Source organism: Paenibacillus sp. 2KB_20 (assembly GCF_052115765.1).
In the GTDB taxonomy this organism is placed as follows: Bacteria; Bacillota; Bacilli; order Paenibacillales; family Paenibacillaceae; genus Paenibacillus_AQ.
Map to the genome: position 1 here is coordinate 410,178 of NZ_JBFRHH010000002.1, position 23,178 is coordinate 433,355.

Annotated in this window: 20 protein-coding genes; 3 read left to right on the forward strand and 17 right to left on the reverse strand. The window is 49.3% G+C overall.

From position 1 onward, the window contains the following. Window positions 1-12: 12 nt before the first annotated feature. The 7 genes from AB4124_RS07680 to AB4124_RS07710 form a co-directional block, all read right to left on the reverse strand. Window positions 13-855: a carbohydrate ABC transporter permease gene (locus AB4124_RS07680; protein ID WP_076322492.1), complete on the reverse strand. Its 843-nt coding sequence runs from the start codon at window positions 853-855 to the stop codon at window positions 13-15. 14 nt (window positions 856-869) lie between these two features. After that, window positions 870-1,766, reverse strand: coding sequence for a carbohydrate ABC transporter permease (locus AB4124_RS07685; protein ID WP_441972146.1), 897 nt, complete (start codon window positions 1,764-1,766; stop codon window positions 870-872). Window positions 1,767-1,825: 59 nt separating this feature from the next. Continuing rightward, complete coding sequence (locus AB4124_RS07690; RefSeq protein WP_076322494.1) at window positions 1,826-3,121, reverse strand: ABC transporter substrate-binding protein; 1,296 nt, start codon at window positions 3,119-3,121, stop codon at window positions 1,826-1,828. 20 nt (window positions 3,122-3,141) lie between these two features. Next, window positions 3,142-5,472 carry a glycoside hydrolase family 65 protein gene (locus AB4124_RS07695; RefSeq protein ID WP_441972149.1) on the reverse strand — a complete coding sequence of 777 codons (2,331 nt, stop codon included), beginning with the start codon at window positions 5,470-5,472 and terminating at the stop codon, window positions 3,142-3,144. 149 nt (window positions 5,473-5,621) lie between these two features. After that, window positions 5,622-6,632 (reverse strand): LacI family DNA-binding transcriptional regulator, encoded by a 1,011-nt coding sequence (locus AB4124_RS07700; protein WP_076322496.1) that lies wholly within the window; start codon window positions 6,630-6,632, stop codon window positions 5,622-5,624. A gap of 301 nt (window positions 6,633-6,933) precedes the next feature. Next, window positions 6,934-8,949: a bifunctional diguanylate cyclase/phosphodiesterase gene (locus AB4124_RS07705; protein ID WP_441972152.1), complete on the reverse strand. Its 2,016-nt coding sequence runs from the start codon at window positions 8,947-8,949 to the stop codon at window positions 6,934-6,936. Window positions 8,950-9,324: 375 nt separating this feature from the next. Further along, window positions 9,325-9,663 carry a winged helix-turn-helix transcriptional regulator gene (locus tag AB4124_RS07710; protein WP_076322498.1) on the reverse strand — a complete coding sequence of 113 codons (339 nt, stop codon included), beginning with the start codon at window positions 9,661-9,663 and terminating at the stop codon, window positions 9,325-9,327. A 178-nt stretch (window positions 9,664-9,841) separates the two neighbouring features. Between AB4124_RS07710 and AB4124_RS07715 the strand changes: the two genes are divergently transcribed. The 3 genes from AB4124_RS07715 to AB4124_RS07725 all read left to right on the forward strand — a co-directional run bounded on the left by AB4124_RS07715 (window position 9,842) and on the right by AB4124_RS07725 (window position 11,936). After that, window positions 9,842-10,846 carry a hypothetical protein gene (locus tag AB4124_RS07715; RefSeq protein ID WP_441972155.1) on the forward strand — a complete coding sequence of 335 codons (1,005 nt, stop codon included), beginning with the start codon at window positions 9,842-9,844 and terminating at the stop codon, window positions 10,844-10,846. Then, window positions 10,843-11,436 (forward strand): NAD(P)H oxidoreductase, encoded by a 594-nt coding sequence (locus AB4124_RS07720; protein ID WP_441972157.1) that lies wholly within the window; start codon window positions 10,843-10,845, stop codon window positions 11,434-11,436. The genes AB4124_RS07715 and AB4124_RS07720 overlap by 4 nt, the downstream gene beginning before the upstream one ends. Window positions 11,437-11,522: 86 nt before the next feature. Continuing rightward, window positions 11,523-11,936 (forward strand): DUF2500 domain-containing protein, encoded by a 414-nt coding sequence (locus tag AB4124_RS07725; RefSeq protein WP_441972159.1) that lies wholly within the window; start codon window positions 11,523-11,525, stop codon window positions 11,934-11,936. A 150-nt stretch (window positions 11,937-12,086) separates the two neighbouring features. On the opposite strand, the gene AB4124_RS07730 is transcribed toward AB4124_RS07725, so the two are convergent. The 10 genes from AB4124_RS07730 to AB4124_RS07775 all read right to left on the reverse strand — a co-directional run bounded on the left by AB4124_RS07730 (window position 12,087) and on the right by AB4124_RS07775 (window position 23,176). Continuing rightward, on the reverse strand, window positions 12,087-12,506 hold the full coding sequence (locus tag AB4124_RS07730) for an OsmC family protein (RefSeq protein ID WP_441972161.1): 420 nt from the start codon (window positions 12,504-12,506) through the stop codon (window positions 12,087-12,089). Between the two features lie 31 nt (window positions 12,507-12,537). After that, window positions 12,538-13,539 carry an ABC transporter ATP-binding protein gene (locus tag AB4124_RS07735; protein ID WP_430110246.1) on the reverse strand — a complete coding sequence of 334 codons (1,002 nt, stop codon included), beginning with the start codon at window positions 13,537-13,539 and terminating at the stop codon, window positions 12,538-12,540. After that, complete coding sequence (locus AB4124_RS07740) at window positions 13,523-14,545, reverse strand: ABC transporter ATP-binding protein (RefSeq protein ID WP_441972163.1); 1,023 nt, start codon at window positions 14,543-14,545, stop codon at window positions 13,523-13,525. Before AB4124_RS07740 ends, AB4124_RS07735 begins: the two co-directional genes overlap by 17 nt. Window positions 14,546-14,567: 22 nt before the next feature. Next, a complete protein-coding gene (locus tag AB4124_RS07745; RefSeq protein WP_430110241.1) occupies window positions 14,568-15,473 on the reverse strand; it encodes an ABC transporter permease in 906 nt (301 codons plus the stop codon). A 15-nt stretch (window positions 15,474-15,488) separates the two neighbouring features. Further along, on the reverse strand, window positions 15,489-16,439 hold the full coding sequence (locus tag AB4124_RS07750; protein ID WP_441972166.1) for an ABC transporter permease: 951 nt from the start codon (window positions 16,437-16,439) through the stop codon (window positions 15,489-15,491). 99 nt (window positions 16,440-16,538) lie between these two features. Beyond that, on the reverse strand, window positions 16,539-18,137 hold the full coding sequence (locus AB4124_RS07755) for an ABC transporter substrate-binding protein (protein ID WP_430110236.1): 1,599 nt from the start codon (window positions 18,135-18,137) through the stop codon (window positions 16,539-16,541). A gap of 267 nt (window positions 18,138-18,404) precedes the next feature. Next, entirely contained in the window at window positions 18,405-19,355 is a 951-nt protein-coding gene (locus AB4124_RS07760) for a phosphotransferase enzyme family protein (RefSeq protein WP_441972168.1), read from the reverse strand. A 166-nt stretch (window positions 19,356-19,521) separates the two neighbouring features. Beyond that, complete coding sequence (locus AB4124_RS07765) at window positions 19,522-20,661, reverse strand: toxic anion resistance protein (RefSeq protein ID WP_127594015.1); 1,140 nt, start codon at window positions 20,659-20,661, stop codon at window positions 19,522-19,524. A gap of 67 nt (window positions 20,662-20,728) precedes the next feature. Continuing rightward, window positions 20,729-22,417 (reverse strand): VWA domain-containing protein, encoded by a 1,689-nt coding sequence (locus AB4124_RS07770; protein ID WP_441972170.1) that lies wholly within the window; start codon window positions 22,415-22,417, stop codon window positions 20,729-20,731. Between the two features lie 15 nt (window positions 22,418-22,432). Continuing rightward, window positions 22,433-23,176: a hypothetical protein gene (locus AB4124_RS07775; RefSeq protein WP_441972172.1), complete on the reverse strand. Its 744-nt coding sequence runs from the start codon at window positions 23,174-23,176 to the stop codon at window positions 22,433-22,435. Window positions 23,177-23,178: the final 2 nt, after the last annotated feature.

The following is a 23,178-nucleotide window of genomic DNA, read 5'->3' on the forward strand; positions in this document are numbered from 1 at the left end:
ATCGTCAACTGATCAGCCCTTGATGGCTGAAGAGATGGAAATGCCTTCGATGAAATATTTTTGTGCCAAGAAAAATACGATTAATGCCGGCAGCATAATCAGAATCGTTGCCGCCATCAGCATGTTCCATTCGACATTGTACAATCCCTTGAACATGGAAAGTCCCAGAGCCAGCGTATATTTATCGCTGGAATTCAGGTAAATAAGCGGTCCTTGGAAATCATTCCATACGCCCATGAAGGTAAAGATCGATACCGCAATCAGCGGTGCCACGGACAGCGGCAGAACGATGCGCGTAAAGATCTGGAACCGGTTGGCACCATCCACGAAGGCCGACTCATCCAGGTCCCGCGGTATGCCGCGCATAAACTGGCGAATGAGGAATATATTAAATGCGCCACCGCCAAAAAACGCAGGGATGATGAGAGGCAGGAAAGTATCCACCCAGCCGATTTCCTTGAACATGATGAACATCGGAATCATCGTAACCTGCGAAGGCAGCATCATGGTTGCAAGCAAAACCAGAAACAGCATGCGTTTCCCTTTGAAATTAAATCTCGCGAATCCGTAAGCACAGATAGCCGAAGATAATACGGTTCCGATCAAAACCGGAATCAGAATAATGAGGGTATTGCCCAGAAATTTGAAGAATGGAACGGCTTGCACGGCATCTCGGTAATTGGTCCAGTGCCACACGGTGGGGAAGAAATTATCTTTAAACACCTCAGCCGGTGACTTCAATGACGTGAAGAAGGTCCACAGTAAAGGAACAATGACGATAAGAGCCCCGGCAATGAGCGCCAGCATGGATAGGATATGCGGCACGTTGATACGACGCTTGGCAGATTGATTCATGAATGACGCCTCCTTTAATCCTTATCATCGTCGCCCTGATAATACACCCACATGGACGAGCTTCGAATGACAATCAGTGTGAATACAAGAATGATGACAAACAAGATCCAGGACAAGGCGGAGGCATACCCCATCTCGTAATCCTGAAAGGCCTTATTATAGAGATACAGATTATAGAACAAAGTAGAATTCAGCGGTCCGCCGTTGGTCATGACAAAAGCCTGGGTGAAGTATTGGAACCCGCCGATAATCCCCATGATCAAATTGAAAAATACCGTTGGCGATATCATCGGCAGCGTAATGCTGAAGAACCGGCGGAAACGGCCGGCACCGTCCAGTTCAGCCGCTTCATGCATGTCCTCCGGTACGCTTTGCAGACCCGACAGATAAATAATGATCGTGTTGCCGACGCCCCAGATCCCCATGACGATGAGCGCTCCGAGAGCATAGGATGGATCTTGAAGCCAAGCGGGTCCCTGGATGCCAAACCAGCCAAGCGCTTTGTTCAGAATCCCATACTCGGGGTTGAATATCATCACCCACATCATCGATACCGCAACCGCAGGAATGACGGACGGCATGAAATAGATCAATCGGAACACTTTCATGCCGCGGCTGCGCATATTGAGCAGTACCGCAATCAAGAGGGACACCATCTGGTAGAGTGGCACAGATACCAAAGCAAAGATAAAAGTTACTTTTAATGATTGATAGAACAATTCGTCATGGAAAATCGCCTTGAAGTTGTCCAGCCCAACCCACTCGATCGATTGCACTCCCGTTATAATGTCCCATTTGCTGAAGGCTAGCAGCAACGAGAACAGCATCGGTCCAATCGTAAACAGCAGAAGTCCCAGAAGCCATGGCATGATGTATAAGTAGCCGGCCCAATCCGATTTAGACTTTCGCATAACAAGCCTCCTTGATGAAGCAGGTGAAGCGCATTCGTCATACGCTTCACCTGTCGTTTTTACTTGATTTTGCTATCGACGTTTTTCGCAGCTTCATCCAGGGCGCCCTTCACGTCCTGTTGTTTCAGCAAAATCTTCTCTATGGCTTTGTTGAATTCCTCAACAAAAATGGGGCCATGGGTAGAGCGCAATGTGACCGGTTTCTTCGCATAATCCATCATCTCGATAACCGGCTTGTCTGACACTTCCTTTGCTTTCACTTCTTCAAGTTCCACTACGGTTGCAGGAAGAACCTTGCCATTCTCGGAGCGAAGCTTCTGTGCTTCCGTTCCGGACAACCATTTCAACAGCTCATACGCTTCCTGCTTGTGTTTGCCGTTTGCATTGATAGCCCAGCCTGCACTTGCGATAATGCTGCTCCGTGTACCATCCTCGCCTGTCGGAATCAGGGCTGATCCGTATTCCACATCCGATTTATCCAGATCGCCCTTCACCCAGCGGCCGGTGACCATCATGGCCAGTTTGTCCGTCATGAACATGGAGGAGTCTCCACCAAGGGTCTCGGCATCCTGAGGCGTAGGCGATACGCGGTCTTCGCCTTGGGACAGGGATACGTATTTTTCAATAGCGGCTACCGTCTTCTCACCATTCATGAATCCTTCGGCTTGCGTTCCGTCTTCATTCGCTATATCCGTGCCATGATCCCACAGATACGTGTAAATCGGATATTCCCATTTGCCGGCATTGAAACCGAATTCGGTATACTTATTGCCTTCCTTCTTGGTCAGCTTCTTGGAAGTTTCGATCAGTTGGTCCCAAGTCCAATTATCGGACGGATACTCCATGCCCGCTTCATCAAACATGCGCTTGTTGTACCAGAGCGCAAGCGGATTGAAATCCTTCGGCAGGTAGTACTGTTTGCCATTGATATTCATGTTGTCGATCAGATCCTTCTGGAAGATATCCAGACTGAAACCACTGTCCTTGCTCAAGTATTCATCCAGCGGCTCAACAACGCCTTTTTCAACATATTTGAAATAATCGCCTTCACCGATCAGGAATACGTCGGGTGCTTGCCCGGCTGCAAGCGAAGTCGTCAATTTGGTGCCGTAACCTTCACTCGGAATCGGCTCGAATTTCACCTGGATATCCGGGTGTGCTTTATTGAATTCATCAGCGAGCTGCTGTTCGTTCGCACCGGAGCTCACATCGCCCCAGACGGTGAATGTAAGGTTAACTTTCTCTCCGGCCGCGCCTTTGTCCGAGCTGCCACCGTTACCGCCGCAAGCGGATAATGCCAACGCAGCGATGATGACCATGCTGAGCATGGTTGACCATTTCCAATTCTTTTTCATTGAATGACCCTCCTGAATATTCAATATTGGATTTGAAGCTCTTTCGAGAATTTGATGGTGTTGCCGTGGAACACCAGCTGCAGTTCCTGCTCCGAATTCGTAGTCAGCGTCAGCGTCTCACGGTCGATGTGCACTTCCAGCCGCTGCCCCTGCCAGTATAGCGGGAAGGAAAGCTCCTCCCAGGCTTCAGGCAGATTTGGATTCATATGCAGCTCCCCGCCCAGCATGCGGACGCCTGCGAACCCGAGCACCACACATTCCCATATGCCGCCAAGTGACGCGGAGTGTATGCCGGCATCTGAGGAGTACATGTACGGCCCCAAGTCAATCTTTGAAGCTCGTTCGAACAATTGATATGCCAGATCCCCATCGCCAAAATCGTTCGCCAGAATGCTATGTGTAGACATCGACAGCGAGGAATCATGAAGCGTCTTCGGCTCGTAATAATCGTAATTGGCTTTCTTCACTTCCGGAGAGAACTGATCCTCCAGCAGGAAGAAAAGCATCATAATATCAGCCTGTTTGGATACCTGCATTTCTCCAACCTGATCCAGGTTGTAATCGTCAAAGATGCTGCCTACCTTGCTCTGTTGTTTATAAGGAGTTAAATCAATGAGTTTCTTCTGCAAGTAGGTGTCATCCTGCGGGATAATGCCATCTTGGTTCGGCTGTGGCAAGTAGATCTGATGGAACTTATTCTGCCACTCATTCATAGCCTGCTCCAGCCCCAGCTTCCCGTTCAGCGACTGGAATAACTTCGCATCCGATGTTTGTAGACTCTCGTAGTATTCCATGGCCAACCGGATATTAAAGGAAGCCATGTAATTGGTGAACGCATTGTTATCCACATGCTCCTTGTATTCATCCGGCCCCACAACCTCATTGATTTCATATACCGCCTTGCTTTCATTCCATTCCAGACGGCTCGCCCAGAATTTAGCGGTATCAAATATCATTTCGTAGCCGCAACGATCCATAAAGTCCTGATCACCGGTCGCTTTGTAATAGTGCCACACGGCGTAAGCGACATCGGACGTAATATGCTGTTCAATAAATCCGGACCATATCTTGATCTGTTTGCCTGTGACAATATCCACCTGACCCCACTCCGGCGTGACCTCGCCATCGCTTGGCCATGCTGCTTCCCATGGATACATCGCGCCTGCAAAGCCATTTTCAACTGCCTTTGCCCTAGCGCCTTCCAGACCGAGATATCGATATTCAAGCAAGGATCGCGCAACCTCGGGTTTCGTATAAATATAGAATGGCAAAATAAAAATTTCCGTATCCCAGAAAGAGTGACCCTTATATCCCTCTCCGCTGAGCCCCTTGGCGCCGATTCCCATCCGCCGGTCATGTGCCGGAGTCATGATAACCAGATGGTATATGGCAAACCGGACTGCCAACTGATCAAAGGAATTGGAGGATTGGATCGAGATGTTGTATTGCTCCCACACCTTGCTCCAGGCCAACCGATGCTCTTCAAAAAGCCGGTCGTATCCGGCAGAATGGAACGCTTTCAATTCAGCGAGTGCATGCTGCCGAATGTCGTCCAGGCTTGTTCCTTCTGCAAATTCACTGTCACGGCTAGTGAATACCGTCGCCATTTTCTCAAATTCAAAGCACTCCCCTGATGCAACATCAAGTGCATAGGAGACGGCAACCTTACGTCGGTCGATATCCATTTTGGGAGCAACATCCAGCACTTGCTGGTTTAACTTAAGACGATGGGCCACACCATGGATGAAATCCACCTTGGACTCGGTTGTCGTCTGAATCAGCTCCAGGAAGGTCTTATCGAAAATCCGCTTCTCTCCTTCGTGAAAATGCTGACTTCCGCTGTTGCTCACCTGGCCGTCAATCCCGGAGTTAATGACCAGTGTTATGCCCTCGTTCAGAGGAGTTATGCTTACCTTCAGGCCGATCTGATGCAGCTTGGCCAGCGATACATAGCGCTTGAACTCAAATCGAATTCTTTTCCCTTGGTATTCCCAGATAAAGCTCCGAACGAGCTCGGCATCGCGAATGTTCAGCATTCTCTCGTATTCGGCAACCGTTCCACGCTCCAAGGAGAACCTTGTACCGTCAATCCGAATATCCAGACGCGTCATATCGGCCGTATTCGGAAGCTCCGTCACTTCGAATTCATCGAATTTATTGAAGGTTCCGTTCACAAACAGATTTCTCTTCTCCCCGATATACGACTCCTCCGCAGCTGATCGAAGACCCATATATCCATTCCCTAGCGACATGATCGCTTCACACTTGCCTAAAGCCAGCGGATTGAATTGCACTTCGGAAAATGACCATTTCTTCAACTCTTCAGACTGTACCTCGTTGTAGCTCAGCATGTTGTTATCCTCTCCATTTGTTGTATTTCCCTCTATTTTTGTAAGCGATACCTAAATCGTTTTCGATCTTTTTTAAAAAAGAACCGAAAACGATTTCGGAATGAGCCTAAAATAAAAGCCTTCCTAATGCGAAAACGTTTTCGATAACATTATTGCACCATTATTGTCTCCCTGTCAACAATTTCGAATGAAAGAATTTTATGATAGCCGGGAGTCTGATTCTCCAGCATCTTGATCACTTCCTCAAATGCCGAATAGCCGATTTTTGTAAAATCTTGTCGAACCGTGGACAATCTAGGTGTCGTATAACTGGAGAGCACAATATCATCAAAGCCCATGATGGAGATGTCCTCAGGAATTCGGATGTTCAGTTCGCGGCAGCGCGTCATAAATCCGATTGCCATCAGATCACTGGATATAAAAACAGCCGATAAATTCGGATGACGCTGCAAATAAGGTTCGGCCGCTTCGTACGCCACCTGCTCGCTAAAATCCGCTTCAATGACCCTGTTCAAATCATAAATCAGGCCTGCTCCTTCCAGTGCTTCCCTGAACCCCTGAAGTCGCTGAATGCTGACAGCCGCAAAGCTATGTCCGTTAATCATGCCGATCTCACGGTGCCCTTTGCCGATTAAATATTCCACCGCTTTTCTGGCAGCACCCACGTTATCCGTTATCACCGAACCGGTATGGGGACCGACAATATCAGCATCTATCACCATGCATGGAAATTCACTGTTTACCAATTCTTCAAAATAGGGGTCCGTGGTACGAAGCCCGGAAATTACGACGCCAGCGATCTTATTCTCCTTGCAGAACTGCCAATACGATTTATCCTGCTGTTCGGACAAGCTCCGCGTATATATGACCACCTCATATTGATAATGCTGGGCTGCAGCATAGACGCCGGTCATGATTTGGAACATGACACCGTCCTTGCCGTTCGCCTGTTCAAAGTTCGATATGATAAGCGCAATAGTCTTGGTGACCTTGTGCTTTAGGTTTTTGGCCAGACGGTTCGGAAAATAGTTCAATTCCTGCGCGGCCTTCATGACCTTTTGTTTCGTGGTTTCGCTTACATCCGAATAGCCATTCAGTGTCTTGGAAACGGCTGATATCGAAACGTTCGCCAGCTTGGCCACATCTTTGATTGACACCATATATATCACCACTACCATTCATTAGATTCACATACTATTGTATCCGTTACCAGTAAAATAGCAACAAAACTCCTGCAACAAAGAAGAAATAAGCTATTGAGTATCATACAAAAAGTGTAAAGAACTCCGACCTTCTTGGAGGCAGGTATCATGCATTGATCACCACGACCATTGCCAATCCTATACTCATATTCTGAATTCAGTGGGGTGGGATGTGAGAATATGTACCTTCAACAACATAACGGACACCTTCACGGTGCCCGTTATTCTTATGATCTGTATCTATTCCATCTACTTTTCATTAGAGGGTCTCGATCTCTTCGGTTTTGTGATTATGCTCGTACATCCAGACCTTAATCTCATCGATATCCATCGGCTTTCCGTAATAATAACCTTGCATGACGTGGCAGCCAAGTCCGGTCAAAAAGTCGATATGCTCCTTGTTCTCGACACCTTCCGCGATTACATCCAGATTCAAATTCTCTGCCATAAGAACGATGGCGTTGACAATGGCGCGTTTGCTGGGCGTGTCCAAATCATTGGTGAACTGGCGGTCCAGCTTTAAAGCATCAATCGGAATCCGGTCCAATAGACCAATCGAGGAATAGCCAGTTCCAAAATCATCCATGGAGACCTTAACCCCCAAGGACCTGATATTCCCAAGCTGGCGGATAATATCATTCACATCATGCAGCACCATGGACTCTGCTATCTCCAGCTCTAACAAATGAGGTTCCAGATTCGCCTGATCCAGCACGTTTTGAATAAGCTCAAGCAGATTGTCACCATGAAATAAACGAATCGATAAATTTACTGAGACTGGCTGGACAACCCCTCTATCCTGCCAAATTCTGCACTGTTTGCATGCTTCCTCAAGCGTCCATCGGGTCATTGGTATAATCAGCCCCGTCTCTTCGGCAATCGGAATGAATTCAAGTGGCGATATCACGCCTAATCTGGGATGCTTCCAGCGGAGCAGCGCCTCGAATCCGACCAAGCGATCACTTTGCACATTCCATTTGGGCTGATATACAATGAAGAACTCCTTCAGCTCAAACGCTCGTTGCAGGTCCTTCTCCAATTCCATTTTGCGAACCTCTTGAAGACCCATCTCCTCGTCATAGAGGCATTGCTGGTTCTTGCCCAGTCCCTTCGCTTTATACATTGCGGTATCCGCATTCTTCAGCAGCGTCGTACGGTCAGAGCTATGGACGGAACCGATGCTGATTCCGATGCTTGCCGTCACGTACAATTCGTTGCCGTCGATATGGTACACGTTTTTTATTTGTTGAAGTATATCGTCGGCTAAGCGCTGGGCATAATTCGGGTCGCTTTGCTTTAAAATAACCAGAAATTCATCCCCGCCGATCCGGAATACCTGCTGGCCGCCTCGAATGAATTCACGCAGTCGCTTACCCACTTCCTGGACCAGCAAATCCCCGACATTATGGCCCAGCGTATCGTTGATGGCCTTAAATTGGTCCAAATCCAGAAACAGGATCGTAATCTTCTCTGTTTCGGGATTCTCCCCAAAGAACCGGTTCATCTCATTGCGGTTAGGCAATCCCGTGATCGTATCCTGATAGGCCAGCTTTTCCAGCACATGCCGATCAAAGAACATCGCTCCCCAGGATATCAGCAGAATGGCAAAAATCGTGACCGTCACACAGTACAGAAGAAAGGAATCAACAGACTGCGGTTGATGCACCATCATGCCGGCATGAGCCTCGAACCGCGCGGCTTTCATGCCTGTATAATGCATCCCGCACACGGCAAATCCCATGACGACCGCCGAGCCCCACTTAAGAAAGCTGGACTTGGAATGGTTGCGAAAACGGAGAAACAATAATAAGGCCGCATAGGAAGCTGCCAGCGCAATGATGGCGGACAATGCCCACATGCCGGGATCATAACGGATTTCGGCGTGTACAATCATGGCCTCCATTCCCATGTAATGCATCGTTACGATGCCGCTTCCCATAATGAAACCGCCAATGGCGATCTTGGACCAGTTAATGCTTTTGGGCATGGTGATATAAAACGCGATGAAGGAGGAAATCACGCTGGCCAGCATCGATATGATGGTCAGAAAGGCATCATACTTCACGTTCATATTCATGTGCATCGCCAGCATGCCGACAAAATGCATGGACCAAATGCCGCTTCCCATGACCATGGCGCCACCGCAAAGCCAAAAAAACTTGGATTTGCCGTTCGCATCCGAAATTTTAGAGGTAATATTCAAAGCCGAGTATGAAGCAAGTATAGCAATCGCAATTGAAAGCCCAACAATATATAAGTTATAATTGCCTTCCATCTGAGCTGTACACACTCCTTTTGTGAGTAATCCTTAGGTCCTATGAAGATCATACGTTTCCTAATGGACAAACGTTTCTATTAATTCATGGGTGACTCGTCCCGCTGCATATCAGAAATTGATAATCCTTATATTCACGGCCTCCCCAGCCCTACACCCTATCCATTATTATATCTATAGTAACTATTCAATTTCTCGACAAACATAGAAATTGCTCAAATCGCCCGGATTTTAATGAGTCTAAAGAACTAAATATTCTGCGGATATCTAGGCTTTTCCTCTACCCTATGGAAATTATGAGCGACAACAATCTATTTCAAAAAATAAAAAAGCTACGGACCCTTATTAGGTCAGCAGCTTTTATTTTGTCTGTCCTCAAGGTGTAATTACCTTCGATTTCCCATTCAAGTACTTCTCGCCCCATTCACAGATTTGATCAAGGATCGGTTGTAGCGAAACGCCCATTTCACTCAGCTCGTATACGACCTTAGGCGGCACTTGATTAAAGACCGTTCGCGTGATAATCCCATCCTCCTCCAGCTCCCGCAGCGTCTGGGTTAACATTTTCTGCGTAATATCCGGCATCTGCTTCTTAATTTCACTCGTTCGCTTGGGGCCATAACTTAAGTGGCACAGCACAATGACCTTCCACTTGCCGCCGATTACATCCATAGTTGCCTCGGACGGAATATTGTATTGTCGCTCCCCATTCATAAGGTCTTCTCTCCTTTTCGAACGTAAGTCGCATAGGACGGATAACAGGCACCTTGGGGTACTAATGATACTTTTAGGTACCTATAGAACCATTAAGTGCGTACTTCCTTTCCGTCATTATATGTTACATAATCCCCTTATACCAGAGCTTAAGCATAAAAATTGGAGGTGAAATGGCATGCAGCGTATATACATTGCCGGAGGTTATGGCGTAATCGGGAGTGCCGTTGCCCGGCATATCCGAACGATCAATCAAGATGCCGAGATTATACTCGCCGGAAGGCATCCCGAGAAGGGGAGCTTTCTAGTACAAGAGCTAGGAAACGCCCGTACCGCTTTTTTAGATATCCGCCAGGGTCTGTCTCCAACAGAGCTGGATCAAGCCGACCTTATCGTTTCTACCATCCAGGATCCGGCCGACCTCCTCATGCAAGAGGCCCTTGCAAAAGAAATTGCGCATATCGGGATCACCAAGCTTGCCGACGAACTGACACCTATTCTATTCGCCATGCAAAGCCATCCCCCTCAAGCACCGATTGTGCCTCTGGGACATTCGCAAGCGGGAATCCTGACCTTGGTCGCGTATCAGGAGGCGAAGTCTTTCCGAAGCATCCAATCGATCGGCTTGGCGGGTCACTATGATGAACGCGATCCAATGGGGCCTATGACGCTTGAGGAGACCGAGGGATTTATCAACCGTGCCCTCATCCGGGAAAACGGGATATGGAAATGGGTTGAGGCTACGAAGTATCCGAGAAGCATAAGTCTTTCAAACGGTTCCCGGGTAGAGGGCCATCCCATGAGTTTATTGGATGTTCCAAGCCTCGCTGCAGTTACGGGAGCGCCTAATATTCGATTCGATTTCGCCATTCATGACTCTATAGGGACACGGGCTGGAGGCACGGCCTCTCAAGACCTCTACATTGATCTTGAAGGTGTTCTTCTTGACGGCCGTTCCGCGAAACGGAGAATCACGTTGACCGATCCGAAGGGACAGGCGCATTTTACGGCCCTCGGTATCCTCCTTTCCATTGAGCGTATTCTGGGCTGGGATGGCTCACCTCCTGCTCCCGGAGGCTTCTATCTACCTGAAACGCTGGTTCCTCTTGTAACTGCAATGACACGTATTGAACAATTTGGCATTCAAATTCGAAGAGAAGAAAGAGACGGTGAACCCTCATGAAGGTATTAACGGTTGTTACGCATCCACGCGAAAATTCCTTTACATTTGCAATTACCGAGAAGTTTGTACAAGGGCTTCGGGACTCCGGGCATGAAGCGGAGATTCTGGACCTCCACCGCATCGGTTTCGATCCGGTCCTGTGGGAGGCAGACGAACCTGATTGGTCTAATCCTACCAAGATCTATTCTCCTGAAGTAGAAGCCGAAATTGCACGAATGAAGGAACACGACGCGCTGGCCTTTATCTTCCCGGTGTGGTGGTACGGAATCCCGGCCATGCTGAAAGGGTATATCGACCGTGTCTGGAATCATGGCTTCGCTTACGGCGGCGGCTCAAAGCTTCATCACCAACAGGTATTATGGCTGGCGCTCGCGGGAGCTTCGGAAGATCATTTTGCCAAGCGGGGCTATGATCAGATGTTATCCCTTTCCCTCAATATTGGAATGGCCGACTACTCCGGAATCAAGAATTCCCGTGTGGAATTCTTCTATGATACGTTGGAGGGTAGACCGGAGCATATGGAGAGTTTGCTCGAGCGTGCTTATCAGCTGGGATTGCATTATGCGGCCTCTGGAGTAAGCGTGAAATGACTGATTCTTTAAGATTGAAACATTTCAATCCATTTTACCGTACATATATACAATGAAAAAATAACGGACAGAGAGGAGTGCAGTCGATGATGCCGCAAGGAACGTCTTTTGGCGGAGGACTTGATTTTATGTTTACTTTGGTTCCCATTCTGATTGGAATTGTATTCGTGATTGTGATTGTGGGCTTCATTTCCAATGGCGCCCGTTATGTTAAGAACGCCAAGTCGCCTCGCACGTCCGAGTTTGCCCGGGTGGTCTCCAAACGCATGGACATCCGTCATCACAGCAATCATCACAACGGGGATAACGGCATGATGCATTCCAGCAATTCATCCCGAACTTATTACTACATCACCCTCGAATTTGATAATGGAGACCGGAAAGAATTCCTCGATGTCAAAAATCTGTATGGCCTTGTTGTGGAGGGAGACACCGGCTATGCCGCCATTCAGGGCGATTGGATTGTCGCTTTTGAGCGGGATGTGCAGCCGCAGTCGTAACCGGACGCGTCCACAGCAGTATAATGATCCACCACGTACTCATATTTGATTGCATGGTCCCTTAAGAACAGAACAGCCTTAGTCCGCGATGAATCTTGGACTAAGGCTGTTGTTGTATCGGCTTGAAAGATTAACACAGTAGCTTACGAATTAAGCATTGCTGCTCGTCTCGATGGATTCATTCACTTCGATCAGTTCAACAACGGCCTCACTCTTCAACGTATTGCCGATGGTGCAGGCGCGTTCTACGACAGATTGCAGCTTTTCCTTGTACGCTGCCTCCAGGGTTGGCGGCAGCGTGACAAGGACGTTGAAATGCGAAAATTTATTGCTTTTATCTTCCGCCTTTACCGATGACACTTCGATATGAATGGAAGACTTATCATATTCCACGCCGTCGTAATCCATTATTTTTTGGAGAGATATGGACACGCATAGCGCCAAGGACGCTTCCAGCAGCTCTCTCGGAGACAAGCCGCCCTCCAGATTCGGTCCATGATTTCCGACGAGCTGAAACCCCGCCTCGTTGAATATCTGATCCTGACCCTCTACGATTTTTAACGTTGTCATGTTCTTAGCCTCTTTTCTTCTATTCTTCGTTTCAGGATGAACGGCTCTCATCAACCAGATGGCAAGCTACCTTCTGGTTGGGCCGAACTTCTCTTAAAGCCGGAGCTTCTGCCTTACAGACATCCGTTGCATAGGGACAGCGCGTATGAAAAACACAGCCGCTCGGTGGTGATAAGGGGGACGGAATCTCCCCCCGCAGCATAATCCGATCCTTTAATCGGCTGCGGGTAAAGTCGGGTACCGCCGAGAACAGCGCCTTCGTATAAGGATGCAGGGGCTCATGGAATAGATCATCCGTTAAAGCTTCTTCCACGATTTTTCCGAGATACATAATGCCAATCCGATCGGAAATATAACGAACCACGCTGATATCATGCGTAATAAATAATAGCGTTAATTTCAATTCCCGCTGCAGCTGCTTGAGCATGTTTAGAATTTGCGATTGAATGGAGACGTCCAGTGCCGAGACCGGCTCGTCACATACGATAATCTTCGGATTCATGATGAGCGCGCGCGCCAAGCCCAAACGCTGGCGCTGACCGCCCGAGAATTCATGAGGAAAACGGAAATAATGCTCCGGCTGCAGGCCCACGGTTTTCAAGATGTGAAAGACTTTTTCCTGACGCTCTGCCTTGTCTCCCATTTTATGAATAATCAGGGGCTCCTCAAGAATTCGGCCGATTCTTTTTCTCGGGTTAAGCGATGAAAAAGGATCTTGAAAAACAAGCTGTACGTCCTTGCGGAATTTCCGGAGTTCCTCCCTCGACATCGCAGCCAAATCCCGGTTCCGGTATAGAACCTGGCCTTGGCTTGCCGGGGTTAATCCTAGGATCGTACGCCCTGTGGTGGTTTTACCGGAACCGGATTCTCCAACAAGTCCGTATGTCTCCCCCTCTCTTAATTGAAAAGAAACATCTGTTACGGCTTTCACATATCCCTTGGCGCCCCATAACTTACCGAAAGATCCGTACACCGGAAACTGCTTGTGAAGGGAGCTCACTTCTAAAATCGAATGATCAGCTGCTTGTTCCAACGGTTGTCTCCCTCCCTTCCAGCTCACTTATAGCCTCATAATGCCAGCACTTCACACAATGTTCGGTATGAGCTGTTCGCATCGGCGGCTCTGAGGTACGGCATAACTCATCGGCATAAGGACATCGTGTAGAAAAGCCGCAGCCCTGAGGAATATCCGTCAGAGACGGCACCGTTCCCTCAATGACATGGAGTTCATCGCTTCTATCTCCTTCCAGTTTAGGGATGGATTGGATTAGCCCCTGCGTATAGGGATGGAGCGGCTTATGAAACAGCTGTTCCGTGGGAGCTTCCTCCACGATTTGTCCCAAGTACATCACCTTCACGCCTGTACAAATTTCCGATACGACACCCAGATCATGCGTTATGAACAGGACGCCCATGCCCATTTTGCGATTCAAGTCGGCGATCAGCTCCAGAATCTGCGCCTGAATCGTCACGTCGAGTGCGGTTGTCGGTTCATCCGCAATCAAGAGGCTCGGCTCACAGGAGAGCGCCATGGCAATCATCGCACGCTGCTGCATTCCTCCCGACAGCTGATGGGGATATTCATCCACCCTCACTTCCGGAGATGGAATACCCGTCATTCGCAGAATCTCGATGGCTTGCTGACGGGCCTCCTTCTTGGACTTCTTCTGATGGAGGCGTATGGCTTCCCCGATTTGATTACCAATCGTATACACGGGACTTAGGGACGTAAGCGGGTCCTGAAAAACCATGGAGATTTTGTCGCCGCGGACCGCCCGTAAGTTAGAAGGCAAGAGAGAAAGCAGGTCCTGCTTCTCAAATAGAATCTCTCCCTCGTACTCGATCGCATCCGTATGGTCCAGCAGCCTCATGATCGATTGGGACATTACGCTCTTTCCGCTGCCGGATTCTCCGACAATGCCGATGATGTCGCCTTTATTCATGGAAAAACTGACTCCGTTGACGGCCGTCACTTTCCCCCGCTCGGTATGAAAATGCGTTTTTAGATTTTTCACTTCCAATAGAGGCTCGTTATTCATGAAAATACCTCCAGCTTTATATTCATGACTTTCTCAACTTTTGCTTCAAACGGGGATCCAGCCAATCACGCAGTCCGTCGCCCAGCATATTCAAGCTGAGGACAGACAGAACAAGCGCTGCTCCTGGAAATACAACCATCCACCATGCCTTGTAAATGACAAGCTTGCTCGCCTGCAGAATGTTCCCCCAGCTGGCTTCAGGCGCAGGAATGCCCGCTCCGAGAAAGCTTAGCGCGGCCTCGGATATAATGGCTTCAGCAAATACGAAGGTAGCCTGCACCAGTAGCGGAGATAAGGTATTCGGCACGATGTGCTGCCATATGATGCGCGTGGAGCTTGCCCCCTGGACATGCATCGCCTCGATGTAGGTTTGCTCTCGTACCACCAGCGCGGCCGAGCGAACGACCCGGGCAATATTCGGCGTGAACACGATGGTTAGCGCCGTGATGACATTGATGGTTGATGCGCCGAGTGCAGCCATTAAGGCAATGGCCAGCAAGATACCCGGTATCGCAATCAACCCGTCACAAATGCGCATGAGGATATGATCCAATGTTTTGTAGTACGTAGCATAGACGCCGATCACGAGCCCCAGAGCGGAGGACAGCAGCGCTACCGCGAGCCCTACGCTAATCGATACTCTGGCACCGTAGAGAAGCCTGGTTAACAAATCCCGACCAAATTCGTCGGTACCCAGCCAATGCTCGGCTCCTGGCGGGGTTAAACGGTCCACAACCTTCATATCGTAAGGTCCGTAGGATGTAAATAAAGGTCCTAGTATGGCCAGCATCACCAGAACGATAAAGATGGTCGCTCCGATCAACAGCCCGTAGTTCGACCTCAGTCGGCGATATCCTAGTGCACGCTGCTCTTTTTTCAGCTTTTTACTGACTTGAGCGACGTATTCTTTTTCCTGAACAGTTGCCATCCAATAACACCTCATTTATTTGCGTTCCAATCGAACACGCGGATCAACCGCACCATATAGCAAGTCGATAATCAAGTTGATGGTGACATACATGAGCGTGACGACAAGCACCACGCCTTGGATTACCGCAAAATCTCTTCTGGCAATGGAATTCAAGATCAATTGGCCTAATCCGGGAATATTGAATATCGCCTCCACGACCACGGCCCCTGTCACCAAGGTGCCGAATGTTTGTCCAATAACGGTCAGAATGGGCAGAAACGCGCTCCGAAACGCATGTTTGAACAGCACCTTCATTTCATGCAAGCCTTTGGATCTGGCTGTCTTGATAAAATTCAAATTCAGTACTTCCAGCATGGACGAACGGGTCATCCGCGTGATCAGGGCCGCCTGTATGGTCCCAAGCGAAATGCCGGGAAGAATCAGATACTTCATATGTTCCCAGAGCCCGCTGCTCAGCGGTTCATATCCAGCGACCGGCAGCCACTGCAGCTTGACGCCAACAAACAGCATAAGGAACAATCCCAGCAAAAAACTAGGTAAGGCCATGCCCAGCAAGGACATCCCCATCAGCGTATAATCTGCGATGGACCCTCGCTTGTAAGCAGCGATAATCCCGAATGGAATCGCCAGTATAATTGCGATAACCTGCGCCAGAATGGCCAACGAAAGCGTCGGGGTAACATGTTCCGCAATGGCAACGCTGACCGGTTGATTCATGAAGATCGAGTCCCCCAGATCTCCCTTGAATACGTTGGCTACCCAGCTTGCATACTGTTCGAGGATCGGGCGATCCAATCCCAGGTCTTGATTCAGCTTCTGTATTTCCTCCTGCGACGCCTCCATGCCCAATATCGCTGCCGCCGGATCCCCCGGCGTAATGTGGATGATCAAAAAAATAGCGATGGTGACAACGGCCAGTACGGGAATCAGCGACAAGAGTCTTTTCGTAATATAAGCCAGCACTACAAATCCCTCATTTGTACATGGTCTATGAATCCAATTTCAAAAAAGGAAGGTGTTATCGAAGTTACTTCGGTAACTTGTAACACCCTCCATATACGCTTACTTCGCTACTTTGGCATTCCAGACCACCGGCGCTTCAAACAGCTCGAAACCTTCAAGCTTCTTCGTTGTGGCGACGACGCCATTATAATGGCCGATTACGGTGGAGGAAGCAAATTCATACAGGAAGCCTTGGAGCTTCTCCCATTCCTGCTTGGCGGCTTCCGGCGTGGCTGCGCCGCGAATATCGATCAGCGCCTGCTTGACCGTTTCATTGTCAAGTCCGGCCCAATCCGGATTGACGGCCAGCAGTTGCGGCGGCGTAATCTGATAGCCCGTGCTCGCAACGAAAATGTCCCACTTGGAACGGTCGTTCTTCGTTTCCAGGAACGTCGGGAAATCGAAATTCTCCACTTTGACGTTCATGCCGATCTGACGAAGCTGCTCCTGAATGACCAATGTGGCCGTGTACATCTCGTTATAGTCTTTGGTCGTCAGCAGCGTGATTTCTTCGCCGTTATAACCGGCCTCTTGCAGCAGCTGCTTGGCCTTCTCCGGGTTCGACTGGTTGTAATACTCCGTTCCGGCTTCGGTCGACCATTGGACTTGGTTCGTATTCAGGTAACCCGGTGCCAAGGAGTATAAATCCGGCTTGGCAAAGCTCGCTAACATGATCTCCTCATTATTAAACGCGGCGAGAATGGCCTGGCGAATCTTCACGTCCTTTAACAATCCCTCGCTGGTATTGAAAAATGCGGTCAGTGCACCTCCAGGGAACGAGAGCAAATTGATATTGTTGTCGGCAGCAAGCTCATCATAGCTTTCGATCGGAATGCTGTCCGCCACATCATACTGTCCGGTCTTCACACCTGCAATGCGCGTGGAATGGTCCGTAACAAAATGGAAGTACAGATTCTTGGTAGGAGCTTCTTTTCGCCCGTCAAAGCCGCTTGGCTCCGTATCCACCAATTGTTGGTAATCGTCGTTTCGCACCAGGTGTATGTACTGATCCTGCTTCCATTCCTGGAATTTATAAGGCCCCGTACCGATGTACTCCTTGATCCCGTCAGCCGGCGCCGATTCTACAATCTCTTTCGGCATGATGGAAGGGAACTGTGCTTGCGATGCTATAAGAATCAAAACGTCCGATGTAGGCGCCTCTACGGTCAGCTTCACGGTATACGTATCGACGGCTTCGAATTTAGCATTCGTCAGCAGCACCTTCGCACGGGACGAAGTCACCAGCCAGCGGTTCATCGAGGCCACAACATCCTCGGAAGTCATCTCTTTCCCGTTATGGAACTTCACGCCTTGGCGAAGGAAGAACGTATACGTTAAACCATCCTCGCTCCGTTCAACGGACTCTGCCAGAGCCGGTACGGGTTCATATTTTGCATTCAGTGTGTACAGCTGCTCGAAGATATTGCCTGCCGTATCCAGCGCAACCGCCGATACCGTCAAGGCTGTATCCAACGTAGGCGGCTGAGCCGTAAGCGCGATGTTCAGCTCGTCTTTATACTCTTTTTGTTCGGCTTGCTTCTCACTTCCTTTGTCTTCAGCGTTGCCCTCTGCTGCCTGATCGGAACCGTTGCCGCATGCCGCGATCAACATCATCAGCACGATCGACGATAAGAGTAAACCTAGCTTTCTGGCTTTCATTGTAATCCCCCCATGTAATAGACATATGCATATGAAATGTATGCATCATGCTCTGTCAAAAACTCGCGAAACGAGCGCACCCCTAAAATCTAAGTTATCTGGTAGGTTTAATAAGTTATGCAAATACTAATGGATTCGAAACGGGCTGTCAATGCAATAATTGATCGTGCTAGAATTAATTTCCTATTAAGAGGAACCCGCTGCGGCAGACCTTTACTCATTAACTAAAAAAAGCCCTGGTTCCGTCTCGAACCAAGGCATTTTCGCTTATTCAATTGCCGGGAAACTTCGCAAAATCTTTTCCTTGCGTCCCCTCATATACCATTGCCCCCACGGATGGAGTTTATCAAGCTTCCCGCTACAAGCATGGAATAGCTTGATATAACGCCCCATTTCTCGCAGCTTCATGAAATACGGAATTTCTCGAAACCACTTATCCTCCAGATGATGCTCCAGACGGTATCCTTCTAGAAACGGGGTCAGAAACTGATCCGGCTCCGCATCTGCCCCTTCGGTTAAACCTGAGAAAAACGCGGCGACCGCAATATCATCAATGAACCATGAATACCGGCTTGCATCAAAATCAATCAGACACAAGGTATCCCCATTTACAAAAAAATTGCCGTAATGAAAATCCGCATGGATCAGTCCATAAGCGTCCGCAGCAATCGGAAGCTCCGAAATATAATGGAGCAAAACCTCGTAACGACGGGTGACGCCTTTCTCGGTTAGCGGTAAATCGATATACCGAACCTTTTCCTCCTCATCCGACCAATCAGGGCGTCTTGTAACGGGATCCAGATGGGTGTACCCTTTGGTGATGCGGTGCATGGAGCCCATGAATTGGCCCATTCGCTTGTATAATCGCTCATTGGCATCGTTCTCTCCGACCGGACGCCCCTTGGCCTCCTCGTAACACACCGCCGTATATTCACGGTCCTCCATCCGGATACGTTCCGCCAGATTCCCTTCCACTGAATAAAGCGGTCTCGAAACGCATACTCCCTTACTTCCAAGAAACTCGGCCCACTGCACCTCGCCCTCAATTTTCGCATATGGTTTATGGGACTCGTCGGTCAAGCGTACATACACGGTCTCCGCACCCCTTCGATAAGAACAGACAAGGCTGTGTTCGGAAAAATGCGTCTGGAGTCTTTCCCTCTCCAAGAGTCCGAACCTGCTTACAGCGGCGGCCATAAGTTCCCTTCTTCGTTCCAATTGCATCGCCTCCCTTCACCATCCGGATGATCAAGCATTCACTGGGCATTGATTTCTGCATATGCCTACCTGATCAATAATTTTCGAACCTAAGCATGCCCAGCAGCAAAAAGAGTGCGCAGTCTCGTACCTACACACTCTTTTTTAAAATATGTCCCGTCCTGTCTTACAGTCCCAGCTTCTGCCCCCGCTCCAAGCGCTGGATCTGCTGCTCGCCTGTTACCGCCAGCTCACTGAATTGATGGATCGTCTCACGCATCCGCGGGAGCGCCTCCTGCTTGTAAGTGCTGATGGAATCGAGCGCCGACAGCACATCCGTGAACGCTTGCTTCAAGGTATCGACGGAGATACTCGTTTCCAGCGACTGCTTGTGGATCGCCGCACCTTGATCCTTCAGCATTTTGGAAGTAGCGCTGATCAGATTGTTCGTGGTTTCGTTCAGCAGCTCGATTTTCTTCAGGACAATCTTCTGGTTGTACAGGGCACTAGCCACCGTGACCGAGATTTTCAGCGCCGTTACCGTCACGTTTCTCGCCCGATCTACGCCGCGAATTAATTCTTTGTTGTTCCGAATGACCACTTCAATCGCCATAATCCCCTGCTGGTTTACGACCAGCATCTGCTGCAGGTCCATCACGCGCTGGCGCAGCGGGAACAACACCTCTTCGGTAATAAACCGGATTTTATCCTCCGACTCCTGCCGGATTTTGGCCGCCTCGACCTGGGATTCGATCTCTGCGTCCATAAGCATCCCCAGCTGAATTTCCTTTTGCAGCTTTTTGGTCAGCTCGCGGAGGGTTTGCTGTTCAATCTCCAGCGTGGTGTTGTCGTTCTTTAATACGGTTTTACCTTTATCAAGAGAAATGATGATATCTGAAATGACGGCATCCGCCTTTTGAAACTTGGCAAAATATCGGCGCAGCGGGTTAAACACCATGCCCAGCAGCCCGCTCTTCGCAAAATCCACAACGCTCGGGTCCAAATCCTTCAGCTGCAGCTGCAGCTCCGTTAACCCTTTGGCCACTTGACCGCCTTCATCCCCGGTTTTCGATAATCTTCCCACCTGAACCTGCAGAAGCGCATTCTTCTCCGAGGAGGATCTCATCGAGCTGATGCCAAAGCTCTCGATGGATTGCAGCACCTGTCTTCGCTTCTCGAGCGATTCGATATCCAGCTCCATGATGGCCTGCACATTGTTAGCCGCCAGCTCCTTCAGCTGCGTGACTTCTTCCGGCTCAGGCTTCACCTGCTCTTCAATCGCCGTCTTAATCTCTTCGGGACTAATGACTTCCATCGTAAATGACAATATAACCCCTCCTACAAGTTTCTTGTGTGAACCATTTCGTTATATGTGAAAAACGCTTGTAATGCTGCTACATCTGCACATTCAGCAGCTGGCCGATTTTGTATACGACATCGTCGGTATCCGCGTTGATGCTGGCTGCTTCATTGATGCTGGATATGCTCTGGAGCGCCTGAATGTTGGCATTATAGCCGATCGTGTATACTGGGATTTTATACGCTTTGATCAGTTCCCGGATGTCATCCAGGGAGTGCCCAACGTTCGTCTCCCCGTCACTCAGCACAAAAATCAGAGGTTTCACGTCCGGATTCACCGCCATCTCGTCCTGAAGCATCTTCATTGCCACTACAATGCCGTCAAAGGTCGCGGTATTCCCGCTGGCTTCAAGGCTGTTGATCGCCCCGACAAACATCGACTGTTGATTCAAGTCGTACTTGCCGATCGGAAGATTAATCGTGACATCCGTGGAATACGATACAAAGCCGATACTGTTGTCCCGGCCCAAATATTTCTGACCGGTCAACAGCGATTCCTTGAGGCGGTTTAACGGCTCGCCGTCCATGCTTCCCGACACGTCCGCTACAAACACAGCCGCAACCGGCTTGTTGCCATCTTTTTTCTCTTTCCAAAGCTTCTGCGCAGAAGGCAGCAGACTGCTGTCGACAACTTCAAGCTCGGATTGATAATCGTTAAGACCATTGAACCCTTTTTTGCCAGCTAACTTCTGGTATTTGTCCTGCTCAACAAACGCCGCGAATTTCTTAATGATGTCCAGCTTCTCCTTCGGCACTTTCCCGAGCGCATACAAGGGACTGTCATGCCTTACGCCAAACGGGGTAAAGACGTAACCGCTCTTCATGTCCGCCGCGTTGACATAGGTCTGATACTCCAGGACAAAGGCATCCAGCATGCCGGACTTCGCCGCATCGCGCATCTGGATCGTGGTCGAAGCCGTGAAAGGGACGTTCGCCTGGAATTTCTCGAAGCCCTGTACCGCTTTTTCGCTAAGCAGATCGGAGCTGTCAAACGTTTCAAGGGCCGTGATCAGGAAGTTTAGACCCGTGGAGCTCGCAAAAGGATCTGTGTAACCCATCGCCAATTCGTTATTCGATATCGCATCCGTCAGCGTCTTGACGTTCAAGGAGCCGTACTTCTCCACCAATTCATCGTATTTGGCCTTTCGAGTGACAACGCCGGTCACGTTCCCCGTGAGGCGCTTGGATACAAGCTCGGCCTTGACGCCATATTCCTTGACCATCTCCCCCCACAGTTCATTAGAAGGCGTAAAAGCGTCCGGCACGTACTTTCCGGATGTTATGTAATCGGTTGCGGTTCCCGACGCGATATTACGGATTTTAACCGATACCGGCTTGCCGTTCACCACCGGCTTGGAGTTGTTGAACTCCGCTGCCACTTCATTCAACCAACCGTCAATGCCAGGCCCTGCCTTCTCGGGCGAAGAGAAGATCTCAACATACAAGTCCGTCGTATTCTCGACCGAGATCGGAAACTTGGATATATCGGGCAGAGAGTCGGCTACGGCAACCGGGTCCAGATCGACTTGGCCTTTTATGGGATCGGCCGTCGTGACCACAATGTCCTTGTAGATTTTGTTGATTTTCTTAGCCGCGCCTTCCGAATCGACCTCAGACTGGCTCTTCCCCAGATTGGAGGTTAACGTGATCCCCGCATACACCAGAACAAACACGACCACTGCAATGGCCACTAATACGACAAAGGCACTCCCTTTGCTTCGCATAATCATCTCCCTCTCTTATTGCTTATATAGTTTGGTTTGCTTGATTAACGTATCGATTTCCTTCATGCATGGCATCTCCTCCACATCCCGGTAATCGGTGCTGCCAAGCAAGGAAATCTCCAGCAGCAGTTTATCGAGCTTGAGCATGATTTCTTCATTCGCTTCCAGATAACCGGTCACGTAAGCCAGATACTCTTGGTATAAGGCTGTTTTTTTCTGCGCCACCTTGCTGGATAGCTGGGATGCTTTGGGCTGATCGGCCATGTGGTTGAAATCGGATGCGGCGAAGACGCCCAGCTTGTTCAGAATCCCTCGGATATTGAGATAGAACAGCTTCTCAACCTCATCGATGACCGCAATGAATTTCTTGTAACTGAGCTCCGTTTGCTCAAAACGCTGACCCAGGACATCCAGCAGCGCGTTTCTCTTTTTCTCGATTCGTTCCAACTGGTCCAGGGCAAGGGCGATATCATTCTTCAGCACTTTCACGTTGCGATAATGATGAAGCGCGTCTATGTAATCCTCACGGGTCTGAATCGTTTGGATCGCCTTCACAGCCGGAGGCTTGAATAATAAAACATAACTGCCATAAAAGAGTGCAAGAACACTAACAATCCATACGGTAAGGACCGATGCCGACTGGAAGGCGCTATCGCCGCCAATATGGAATCCGAGCAGCCCGGGTGAAACCAGCACGATATTCACGATCGCGATAACCGCCATAAGCAGGAGCAGCTTCACGGATTTCGAGCCATTCAAGA